Annotated in this window: 9 protein-coding genes and 1 pseudogene; 5 read left to right on the top strand and 5 right to left on the bottom strand. The window is 37.0% G+C overall.

The annotated features are described in order from the left end of the window. The first annotated feature begins 44 nt into the window (after window positions 1-44). The 5 genes and pseudogenes from DK880_RS04030 to leuS all read left to right on the top strand — a co-directional run bounded on the left by DK880_RS04030 (window position 45) and on the right by leuS (window position 7084). On the top strand, window positions 45-959 hold the full coding sequence (locus DK880_RS04030; protein WP_109997518.1) for an Rpn family recombination-promoting nuclease/putative transposase: 915 nt from the start codon (window positions 45-47) through the stop codon (window positions 957-959). Window positions 960-1227: 268 nt separating this feature from the next. Next, window positions 1228-2166: an Rpn family recombination-promoting nuclease/putative transposase gene (locus DK880_RS04035; protein ID WP_109997519.1), complete on the top strand. Its 939-nt coding sequence runs from the start codon at window positions 1228-1230 to the stop codon at window positions 2164-2166. A 260-nt stretch (window positions 2167-2426) separates the two neighbouring features. Then, window positions 2427-3389 carry an Rpn family recombination-promoting nuclease/putative transposase gene (locus tag DK880_RS04040; RefSeq protein ID WP_109997520.1) on the top strand — a complete coding sequence of 321 codons (963 nt, stop codon included), beginning with the start codon at window positions 2427-2429 and terminating at the stop codon, window positions 3387-3389. A gap of 260 nt (window positions 3390-3649) precedes the next feature. Further along, a pseudogene (locus DK880_RS04045) lies at window positions 3650-3997 on the top strand (Rpn family recombination-promoting nuclease/putative transposase); the annotation flags it as partial. Between the two features lie 261 nt (window positions 3998-4258). Then, window positions 4259-7084, top strand: coding sequence for a leucine--tRNA ligase (gene leuS / locus DK880_RS04050; protein WP_320409224.1), 2826 nt, complete (start codon window positions 4259-4261; stop codon window positions 7082-7084). 257 nt (window positions 7085-7341) lie between these two features. On the opposite strand, the gene DK880_RS04055 is transcribed toward leuS, so the two are convergent. From DK880_RS04055 to DK880_RS04075, 5 genes are all read right to left on the bottom strand, one after another. Beyond that, on the bottom strand, window positions 7342-8136 hold the full coding sequence (locus DK880_RS04055; RefSeq protein WP_109997521.1) for a porin family protein: 795 nt from the start codon (window positions 8134-8136) through the stop codon (window positions 7342-7344). 600 nt (window positions 8137-8736) lie between these two features. Next, on the bottom strand, window positions 8737-9417 hold the full coding sequence (locus DK880_RS04060) for a rhomboid family intramembrane serine protease (protein ID WP_204082256.1): 681 nt from the start codon (window positions 9415-9417) through the stop codon (window positions 8737-8739). A gap of 11 nt (window positions 9418-9428) precedes the next feature. Next, window positions 9429-9812, bottom strand: a complete 384-nt coding sequence (locus tag DK880_RS04065; RefSeq protein ID WP_109997523.1) for a hypothetical protein — start codon at window positions 9810-9812, stop codon at window positions 9429-9431. Between the two features lie 486 nt (window positions 9813-10298). Continuing rightward, window positions 10299-10505, bottom strand: a complete 207-nt coding sequence (locus DK880_RS05250; protein ID WP_162534192.1) for a hypothetical protein — start codon at window positions 10503-10505, stop codon at window positions 10299-10301. A 186-nt stretch (window positions 10506-10691) separates the two neighbouring features. Further along, on the bottom strand, window positions 10692-12218 hold the full coding sequence (locus DK880_RS04075; RefSeq protein WP_109997525.1) for a UDP-N-acetylmuramoyl-L-alanyl-D-glutamate--2,6-diaminopimelate ligase: 1527 nt from the start codon (window positions 12216-12218) through the stop codon (window positions 10692-10694).

The following is a 12218-nucleotide window of genomic DNA, read 5'->3' on the forward strand; positions in this document are numbered from 1 at the left end:
AGTGTGCATTGCGCTTATATTAGGACTAAAAAATAGGATAAGGTATGGAAAAAATTACCCCAAAGGTTGACTTGGCCTTCAAAAAAATATTTGGCGTAGAAGAAAATAAGGACCTACTGATTTCCTTAATAAATGCTACTGTTTCTCCAGAAGATCAAGTGGTAGATGTTACGCTATTAAACCCTTATAATCCAAAAGATTTTAGAGGTGCAAAGCTATCCATACTAGATATAAAAGCAGTAGGAGAAACGGGGAAAAGGTTTAATATAGAGATTCAAATCACAGATGAAGCAGATTATGATAAGCGAGCCTTATACTATTGGGCCAAGTTGTATACAGATCAATTAAAAGTTTCAGAGGATTATTCCACTTTAAACAAAGCCATAGGAATTCATATTCTAAATTTTATTTCTATAACAGACAGTAGTAAGTATCATAATGTATTCCATATCACAGAAAAAGAGAGTGGTTTACCCTACTTTAGGGATTTAGAGTTGCATACTATAGAGCTGATTAAGTTCAGTAAAGATCCCAAGGAAGATTTAGATAGTTTATTAAAGAAGGTAAAAAATTCGTTAGATATTTGGACTGCTTTTTTGACCCGCCATGAGTTACTTAACAAAGACAACTTACCTCAACCGTTAGCGAATAACAGCCTAAAAAAGGCGTTGCATGTTTTAGATACGATGAACTTTACGGATGAGGAAAGAATGGCCTATGAAGACCACTTAAAATGGCTTAGAATAGAGGCTAATACACTAGAAAAAGCTAGAAGGGAAGGCATGCAAATAGGAGAAAAGCAAGGCATGCGCATAGGGGAAGAGCAAGGCATGCAAAAGGGCAAGCTAGCAATAGCTAAGGCTATGCTTCTCAAAGGTTACCCTATGGAAGATATTGTTCTGCTTACTGGCTTTCCTTCTTCTCATATCCAGGATCTTATAAAGGAAAAAGGTTTCTAATTAGGAATGGCTATTATTGTTCCCTCTTATTTATCATAAAGCTAACCTACCCAGCAGGGTCGTAAGAAAATATTATTTTTATTGTATTGTATATACGCTTTGTAAAGCTAATTTTAGGCTATCATACCATCAGGTGAAGTGTTAAAAAAACCATGTTTTATCTGTCAAGGACGTAGCGTAACGAAGCGGTTCCGACTCAGTTTTTCAAAAGCTATGTATCTTGCAGTGTGCATTGCGCTTATATTAGGACTAAAAAATAGGATAAGGTATGGAAAAAATTACCCCAAAGGTTGACTTGGCCTTCAAAAAAATATTTGGCGTAGAAGAAAATAAGGACCTACTGATTTCCTTAATAAATGCTACTGTTTCTCCAGAAGATCAAGTGGTAGATGTTACGCTATTAAACCCTTATAATCCAAAAGATTTTAGAGGTGCAAAGCTATCCATACTAGATATAAAAGCAGTAGGAGAAACGGGGAAAAGGTTTAATATAGAGATTCAAATCACAGATGAAGCAGATTATGATAAGCGAGCCTTATACTATTGGGCCAAGTTGTATACAGATCAATTAAAAGTTTCAGAGGATTATTCCACTTTAAACAAAGCCATAGGAATTCATATTCTAAATTTTATTTCTATAACAGACAGTAGTAAGTATCATAATGTATTTCATATCACAGAAAAAGAGAGTGGTTTACCCTACTTTAGGGATTTAGAGTTGCATACTATAGAGTTGATTAAGTTCAGTAAAGATCCCAAGGAAGATTTAGATAGTTTATTAAAGAAGGTAAAAAATTCGTTAGATATTTGGACTGCTTTTTTGACCCGCCATGAGTTACTTAACAAAGACAACTTACCTCAACCGTTAGCGAATAACAGCCTAAAAAAGGCGTTGCATGTTTTAGATACGATGAACTTTACGGATGAGGAAAGAATGGCCTATGAAGACCACTTAAAATGGCTTAGAATAGAGGCTAATACACTAGAAAAAGCTAGAAGGGAAGGCATGCGCATAGGGGAAGAGCAAGGTATGCGCATAGGGGAAGAGCAAGGCATGCGCATAGGGGAAGAGCAAGGTATGCAAAAGGGCAAGCTAGCAATAGCTAAGGCTATGCTTCTCAAAGGTTACCCTATGGAAGATATTGTTCTGCTTACTGGCTTTCCTTCTTCTCATATCCAGGATCTTATAAAGGAAAAAGGTTTCTAATTAGGAATGGCTATTATTGTTCCCTCTTATTTATCATAAAGCTAACCTACCCAGCAGGGTCGTAAGAAAATACTTTTTTATTCTATACGCTTTGTAAAGCTAATTTTAGGTTATCATACCATCAGGTGAAGTGTTAAAATAACCATGTTTTATCTGTCAAGGACGTAGCGTAACGAAGCGGTTCTGACTCAGTTTTTCAAAAGCTATGTATCTTGCAGTGTGCATTGCGCTTATATTAGGACTAAAAAATAGGATAAGGTATGGAAAAAATTACCCCAAAGGTTGACTTGGCCTTCAAAAAAATATTTGGCGTAGAAGAAAATAAGGACCTGCTGATTTCCTTAATAAATGCTACTGTTTCTCCAGAAGATCAAGTGGTAGATGTTACGCTATTAAACCCTTATAATCCAAAAGATTTTAGAGGTGCAAAGCTATCCATACTAGATATAAAAGCAGTAGGAGAAACGGGGAAAAGGTTTAATATAGAGATTCAAATCACAGATGAAGCAGATTATGATAAGCGAGCCTTATACTATTGGGCCAAGTTGTATACAGATCAATTAAAAGTTTCAGAGGATTATTCCACTTTAAACAAAGCCATAGGAATTCATATTCTAAATTTTATTTCTATAACAGACAGTAGTAAGTATCATAATGTATTTCATATCACAGAAAAAGAGAGTGGTTTACCCTACTTTAGGGATTTAGAGTTGCATACTATAGAGTTGATTAAGTTCAGTAAAGATCCCAAGGAAGATTTAGATAGTTTATTAAAGAAGGTAAAAAATTCGTTAGATATTTGGACTGCTTTTTTGACCCGCCATGAGTTACTTAACAAAGACAACTTACCTCAACCGTTAGCGAATAACAGCCTAAAAAAGGCGTTGCATGTTTTAGATACGATGAACTTTACGGATGAGGAAAGAATGGCCTATGAAGACCACTTAAAATGGCTTAGAATAGAGGCTAATACACTAGAAAAAGCTAGAAGGGAAGGCATGCGCATAGGGGAAGAGCAAGGTATGCGCATAGGGGAAGAGCAAGGTATGCGCATAGGGGAAGAGAAAGGCATGCGCATAGGGGAAGAGCAAGGCATGCAAAAAGGCAAGCTAGCAATAGCTAAGGCTATGCTTCTCAAAGGTTACCCTATGGAAGATATTGTTCTGCTTACTGGCTTTCCTTCTTCTCATATCCAGGATCTTATAAAGGAAAAAGATTTCTAATTAGGAATGGCTATCATTGTTCCCTCTTATTTATCATAAAGCTAACCTATCCAGCAGGGTCGTAAGAAAATACTTTTTTATTCTATACGCTTTATAAAGCTAATTTTTAGGCTATCATGCCATCAAGTGAAGTGCTAAAAAATCATGTTTTATCTGTCAAGGACGTAGCGTAACGCAGCGGTTTTGACTCATTTTTTCAAAAACTATGTATCTTGCAGTGTGCATTGTGCTTATATTAGGACTAAAAAATAGGATAAGGTATGGAAAAAATTACCCCAAAGGTTGACTTGGCCTTCAAAAAAATATTTGGCGTAGAAGAAAATAAGGACCTACTGATTTCCTTAATAAATGCTACTGTTTCTCCAGAAGATCAAGTGGTAGATGTTACGCTATTAAACCCTTATAATCCAAAAGATTTTAGAGGTGCAAAGCTATCCATACTAGATATAAAAGCAGTAGGAGAAACGGGGAAAAGGTTTAATATAGAGATTCAAATCACAGATGAAGCAGATTATGATAAGCGAGCCTTATACTATTGGGCCAAGTTGTATACAGATCAATTAAAAGTTTCAAAGGATTATTCCACTTTAAACAAAGCCATTGCAATAGAACATGGTCCAAGTTGTAGTATACAAATACATTCTTAGTTTATACGTTTTTTGTAAGTTAATGGTTCTAAAATATTATTTTTGTAGTGTTAAATACATTTTAGTAACAATAAGATAAGTCATTCCTTCTTTTATAAAATTTTATTTTTCTATTAAAAAGACTCATCTTGTTAAGACAATTTCCTTAAGTTGACGCCATTGAGCGTTTTGGTTTATAGTTCGATTTGATTGCTGGTATTTACAATCTAGAATTATAAATGTATGCTTCAAAAGAAGTTTAATAATTGTGCCAAGAAAAAATTAGCTATGCGGGCTTATAATTTTACTTTAATAGAAGAAAAGTGGCAAAGTATATGGCAAAAACAGCAAGAAACCATACCACATGAGCCTTCCCACTATGCACGCAAGTATTATGTCTTAAACATGTTTCCTTACCCTTCAGGATCTGGACTTCATATTGGGCATTATACCGGTTATGTAGCTTCAGATATCATAGCCCGTTACTATAAACATAAGGGGTATCATGTTATGAATCCCATGGGGTTTGATTCCTTTGGTCTTCCTGCTGAGCAATATGCCATTCAAACAGGGCAACATCCTGCCATTACTACAGAAAAGAATATAAGCAAATACAAAAGGCAGTTCCGACAAATGGGCCTAGATTTTGATTGGGATAGACAAATAAATACCAGTGAACCAACTTATTATAAATGGACACAGTGGATATTTTTACAACTATTCAACGCTTGGTATAATAATACCACGCAAAAAGCTGAGCCTATAGAAACTTTGCTACAAGCTTTTACAAGCAATGGTAATCATACTGTAGAAGCTGCTTGTGATGAAGATACGCCTCTTTTCTCAGCTCAAGAGTGGAATGCTTTTACAGCATCAGAACAACAAGCAAAATTATTGCACTATCGGTTGGCTTACTTGAAGTATAGCATGGTAAATTGGTGCGAGACATTGGGAACTGTTCTAGCCAATGAAGAGGTAAAAAATGGGTTTTCTGAAATAGGAGGTTACCCCGTTACCAGAAAGAAAATGAAACAGTGGAGTTTACGAATGACTGCTTATGCAGAGCGGCTCCTGGAAGATTTAAGCAGCCTAGATTGGCCTCTTCCCACTAAAGAAATGCAACGCAATTGGATTGGTCGTTCTGAAGGGGCAGAAATTACTTTTAATGTACAAGGAGCATCCAATCAAACCATTAAAGTATTTACTACACGACCTGAAACCATTTTTGGAGCCTGTTTTATTGCACTAGCGCCTGAACATCCTTTTACAAGCTTTATAGCCAATACAACAGGAGATACCCTACTTATCGATTATATCCATAAAGCTAGAAATCAATCCGATCGAAACCGACTAGCAGCCCCCACCTCTTTAAGTGGTATGTTTCTGTCCGCTTATGCGATTCATCCATTTACAGGAGCTAGGCTCCCCATATGGGTAGCAGATTATGTACTCCCTAACTATGGAACTGCTGCTATAATGGGTGTTCCTGCACATAGCAGACAAGATTATCTTTTTGCACAATCTTTTAAGTTGCCATCCCTACCTGTTATAAAAAGTGATAACCCACTAGAAAGTGAGCCTTATGAAGGAACAGAGGGTAAATTGATTAACGCTAGTTTCTTAAATGGGCTATCTGTTCCAATGGCTTTTGCAAGCATTATACAGGAACTTGTAAGAAAGAAAATAGGAAAATATAAGATCAATTATAAAGTTCGTGATCCTATTTTTAGTAGACAGCGCTACTGGGGAGAACCTTTTCCAATATATTACAAGGAAGATGGATTGCCTTATGCACTTTCGGAAGATCAATTACCATTGGTTTTACCAGAAGTAAGTAGTTATCAGCCTAATAAATCTGGAGAACCACCCTTAAGCAATGCTTTAAACTGGACCACACCAGAAGGATATCCTTTAGAGCTAACAACCATGCCAGGGTGGGCAGGGTCTAGTTGGTATTTCTTGCGTTATATGGATGCCTATAATGCAAATGATCTTGTAAGTAAAGCAGAAGAGGAATATTGGAGCCCTGTAGATTGCTATATAGGTGGCGCAGAGCATGCAACAGCTCATCTGCTTTATGCACGTTTCTGGACCAAAGTACTCTATGATTTGGGACATATTCGTAGGAAGGAGCCATTCGACAAATTATTTCATCAGGGCATGATTCTGAATTTATCTGCATTGGCTTATAGGATAAAAGATAAAAATGAATTTGTAAGCTTTCATTTAAAAGAGTCCTATGATGTAGTTGGTATCCATGTCCCTATAAAGTTCGTATACAATCATATTTTGGACATTGAAGCATTAAAAAAATGGCGTCCTGAGTTTGCAGATGCTACTTTCATTTTGGAAGACGGTAAATATATATGTGGTAGTAAGATGGAAAAAATGTCCAAATCTAAACACAATGTAGTCAATCAGGAGCGTGTTATTGCCCAATATGGAGCAGATGCTTTACGACTTTATTTGATGTTTTTGGGACCGTTAGAAGAATCAAAACCATGGGATTTGGCTGGGATAGAAGGATGTAGTCGATTTCTCCATAAAGTATGGCGTTTTGTACACTATGCACAAGATAGTTGGACTACTACTGAGTGTATCAATGCTAAGGAGATAACTAAAACCATGCATCAAACTATTCAAAAAGTAACTGAAGCCATTCAGAGGTACTCATTCAATACGGCTATAAGTAGTTTAATGATTTGTTTGAATAAGCTGTCCGCACACAAAAAAGTAGAAAAATCTATTGTAGAAAATTTTATTTTACTTTTGGAGCCTTTTGCGCCTTATATTGCTACTGAGTTATGGGAAAGTATTGGAAAAGAAGAAGTTATTAAAACATTTCCCTTTCCAGATTGGGATAAGGATTCTTTAGTAGAAACAAATTATGCCTATCCTGTTGCTATTAATGGCAAAATACGTACTAAAATTATTTTTGATTGCCCTACACCGGATACAATAATAGAAAGAGCAGTATTAATGGATGCAGTAATTCAAAAATGGCTTTCTGGGAAAACAGTTAAAAAGGTAATAATCATCCCTAGAAAAATGATCAATATAGTAACATAAGGTATAGAATGTGGATCGATATCCTCAACCAAAAAGCTAAAAAACAACCTAATTATTTTTAGCTTTTGCACGTTTCATCTACCTCGCCGCCATGGACCATTACCACTGGATGGCCCATGAGTGCCTTCCAGTTCAATAAGTCTCTCCTTTCTTGAACGACATAATACCAAGCCTTCTGCATACCATTATGAAATATAACAGTATGTTTTAAAATCGAAAGCCTAGACCCTTTCAAAAGAATTCTTGACTTTGGTCACCTACTTCCACGCCTTGTGTAAACTATAACCTAACGCAACAGTAAAATAGTATTGGCTCATCTGATTACATTTATAATGAAGTTTTGTGTATGCCTGATTTGCCTTATCCAAGGCTGAACTATTGAATGCATCAACTTTATAATGTTTTGTACGGAACAGACTCTTTAATCCTATGGCGGCCTTCATATCTATAGAGAATCCACAAGCCCATTCATAACCTGTACCGAGATACAAGGCTACATCTGTTATATTCAATAAGGTTTTTACTTCATCAGAAGGATTCATTTCTTTTTCTGAAGCCTGACCAGGCTTTTTGACCATCCAAGTTGTTTTAGGAAATAAATTCAAAGCTAAACCACCAGCTATTTTCCAAATAGCCTTATCTCTTTCGAGCTTTAATGGATATATACAAACGCCTATCGGTATCGTTATGGTATGGCGGGTAATCTTTAAGTAGTGTTCGCCTGGCTGCTGTGTTATATTTAGAATCCCTCCTTGACATAAGTAACCCACACCTATTTCCGTACCAAGGTAACCGACGCCAATTTCCGTACGGACCATACCGAAGCATTTTGGTTTTCCAAAGAAATTGCCCTTTTCTACCTTTCCTCCTAGTTCAAAGTGCTTTGGCTCTAAGGATGTCCAACAATTTCGAAAAGAGGTGCTACTGATACCAAGATTTACACCTATTTTATAGAGACTTTCGTCTTGATTTGCTTGAGCTTTATAGGGGCAACTCGTGCATGCCAGTATACTTATCAAGAGCACACTGGCTATCTGATATAGGAATTTCATTTGAAACAGTGATTTATATTTTATTTATTTATACAGGTTGCTTAGCACTGCCCAATTAAGCAGCGTATTCTATACACCATTGAAGATAACGCAATTTATTACTTATTTCCCAACTAATGCAATAATATACTAATGCAATAATATACTAATGCAATAATATACTAATGCAATAATATACTAATGCAATAATATACTAATGCAATAATATACTAATGCAATAATATACTAATGCAATAATATACTAATGCATACACTTTAAAGGTAGGCATTTAAAAGATATATAGCAGCTGTACGACTATTAATTAGCATCGATCCGCTCGATACCGAACAAAAACAGGTTGTTCCTTGTGACATTGCTACCAAGGAATAGTTAAACAGCCATCCAATTATGCAACCGTTTAGTAAGCCGCTAATATGTGCGGCATTGTTTATTTAGCTGTCTATGAAGCTACCAACGCTGATTGCGGAATAAGAAAAGAGCCTATGCTTTTTTTCTTCGAGGAGGATCTTTTGTTGTGGTACTACTTCGCTGCTGCATAAAGTTAAGTATATTTTATATCCTAAACGTTTTCTCCTGGAGAATTCCATGAGAATCCCATTTTACTGGTGATTTTCCTTCAGGTTTCTTTTTTTTAGCGAAATACCTAACGGCCATCCAATTATGCAACCGGTTAGTAAACCGCCAATATGTGCGGCATTGTCTATGCAGTTGTCCATAGAGCCTTGTAATAGGTTATACCCAAGAAAGAATAATGTGTTTGATAAGAGTTCTTTATTCAATTCTTTATCAAATGTTTTAAATAACAGTAAGGTAACTAATACACCATACAAACCGAAAATAGCGCCGGAAGCACCAACGCTGATGGTTTCCGGGTGCCACCACATACTGATACTGCTTGCAAGCATGCCGGTAGCTATATAAGCAATCACATACTTAAACCGTCCAAGTAGTGGCTCTAACAAGGCACCAACAGAAAATAGTGATAACATATTGCATAAAAGGTGCATGGATCCGCCATGAATGAAAGTACTCGTAAGTAAGCGCCACCATTGACCATTCCCAATGGATGGTCCATGATTGGCCCCCCAGTTTAATAGGTCTCTTGCCTTGAACGATGTAATACCAATTCCTTTGCATACCATTATGAGGTATAGCAGTATGTTTAAATCGAGGATGATGGGGGTTACAAAAAAATCTTTCCTGGGAATAAGAAAAGAGCCTTTACCTTTTTTTTCTTCGAAAGGATCTTTTGTTTTGGTATCTTTTTGAAAAGTTGCCATGTCTGTTTCATTTAATTCCACACAAAGAATCGTAATAGCAAATCTTGAAAATTAGTGCTATCAAATTCCTGTTGTGCTGATTGTACCAATGCGTTATATTCAGTTTCCTTTTTCTCTTTACTTAGCACATTGCTGATTGTTTTTGTATACTTTTTCCCAAGCCAGTAGGGAGATCCTTCTTTTGCACTATCGGTCCGACTGGTAAAAATTGGAAGTGTTACATAAATGCATAAATCCAAATCTTTGTTTTCGATATCGGTAGTAATGTTTATGTTGTAACCTATATGCGTTTTGTCAATGTAATAGTGATCAAGCGAATAGTATTTTGTTGATGCCGATTTTTCAAACAGTGTAATGTTATCCAGCCGTGTTAATTTTCCTGTTACTGTTACCAAGTATTTTTGAACAAAAAGCGTTGGTATTCCTGTAGCCAGCTAGGCAACAAAACAAAAAGTTAAATGTTTACAATGTAATAGCTCGATTCTAGGTTTTAACCATATGTATATAAGCATCCCGGATAGCACCATCGTAAGCCAAAATACAACTAGCTCTTCTTTTTTAACGGAATAAAGTTTGTTTGGATAAACAGTAACCAATGCCAAGCAGCTGTACAATACTAAAAAGCCAATGGCAATAGCCAGGAAAGGGAAGTAAACAAGTGTAAACGTAACATTACTTTTTGGGGTGCTCATTTAAAAAGCAGGGTATTTTTTTGTTTTTTTTACTGAATATATGATAAAAAATTAATTTTCACCTTCATAAACTATTTCATCTGCCTAATAAAATCCATGTCCATTTTTACTGTAAAAGATAAGCCACTTCACTACTGCACAAAGTAAGGATATTTATATCCTAAACACTCTCCCTCTTTTTGGAGCATGTTATGGAGAATCCCATAGTTCTTTTAAATACAACCTATTGTTTTCAGAATCAATTTCGCCAGCAATTGTCATAAGTTGTTGTCCATAGGTCAATGGCTCATCTGCCAATTCGTTTCCCCAGCCGGGTTTTTCCATAATCATAATCATAATATTGTATAAAGCCATATCATTAAGGAAGACGCTTTTATTTTTTGTAGCCTTTCTCAATAGGCTATTAGCAGATTCGATTATATGCGTGGTATAAGTAACGAATACCTATTGTAAACGGTTTTTGATTTGTGGCGTAAGGCAGAGGCGCCTAGTTATCCGGGTTCCTTCATACGGCTTTCCGATGATCAATGCGAATGGCAACATAAGCATGAGGTATGGCAATAAAAAATGGAGAAGCCTTTATTACGCGCTGTTTTGATCACGGAAGAACTGCTGAATTATTTCTGGTTCACAGAAGTAATGTTTTGTTCCTTTGATTTCTTCATAATGCTGGTGTCCTTTTCCAACTACTAAAACGATATCGTTCGGTTGGGCAAGCAGGCAAGCAGTTTGAATGGCTATCGTTCTGTCCATTACAATCAACAGTTTGGTACGGGCTGCTATCGGTACGCCTTGCTGCATGGCATATATAATTTCCTGTAGGTCTTCCTCACGGGGATTATCACTGGTAAATATAGCTAAATCACTATGATCCACTAATAGTTTGCCGATGAGCGCTCTTTTTTGTTGGTCGCGGTTGCCCCCACAGCCCATGACAGTTAACAATCTGCCATTAGCAGGCAATAGGGACCGCAAAGTAGTCATCACTTTTGCCAATGCATCTGGTGTATGCGCATAGTCTATAATGACTTGGGGCTGCTTCCGATGCTGCTTCTTTTTTTCGTTTTCTGGCACGGTTATCTGCTGGCTTAACTTGTGCGGTCCACTGGTTATACAATTCATCCTACCTAAAATGGGTGGAATAGCCGATAAAGCGAGTAAGCTTTGTTGGCTATCCCATCCTAATAGCTGTGCCATAGCATAAGCCGCCAATATATTGCTTGCATTGAATAGACCAATCAATCGAAACCAAATCCGTTGTTGCGCTATTTCCATTTCTAGGCCCTGTAGCGTATGCGTGATAACTTTGGCGCTAAAGTCTGCCGCATTGCCCACTGAAAAGGTAAATTTCTGCGCTTTACAATTCTGTAGCATAATAGCACTATTGCGGTCTTGTTGATTTACCAGCGCAAGTGCTGGAGCAGGGAGCCTATCAAAAAGCTTTTTTTTAGCTTTAATATAAGCTGCAAAATCAAGATGGTAGTCTAGATGCTCATGTGTAATATTAGAAAAAATAGCAGCAGTACAATGCATACCTGCTAATCTTTCTTGTACAAGCGCATGGGAGCTAGCTTCCATAAAGCAGTACCCACAGCCTGCCTGTACCATTCGCTGTAACGCTGCTTGCAGCTGTAAAGCATCTGGTGTGGTATGGCTAGCCGGATAGATCTGATCCAAAATTTTATTGTGTATGCTTGAAAACATACCTGCTTTATGGTTCATTTGTCTGGCCATACCATGCAATAGGTGTACGATAGTAGTTTTGCCATTGGTACCTGTAACAGCTATTACTTTTAATTGTTTGCTAGGATGATCATAAAAATTTGCGGCCATTTTACCTAAAGCTTGTTTGCTATCCTCAACCACAATATAGGTGACAGCTTCCTGTAGCACAGTAGGTAAAACAGTAACTACAATGGCAGTGCTACCGGCTTCTACAGCAACTGATATATATTGATGGCCATCTACTTGGGTACCTGTTAGGGCAATAAAACAGGTATGGGCCATTGCCTGTCGGCTATCCAAACAGAGCGCAGCAATAGGCTTATCTGTGGAGCCTACCACTTCTTTTACTGTTAAGCCTACGAGTAATTCTTGTAATATTTTCAT

It is taken from the genome of Candidatus Cardinium hertigii, assembly GCF_003176915.1.
Classification (GTDB): domain Bacteria; phylum Bacteroidota; class Bacteroidia; order Cytophagales; family Amoebophilaceae; genus Cardinium; species Cardinium hertigii_A.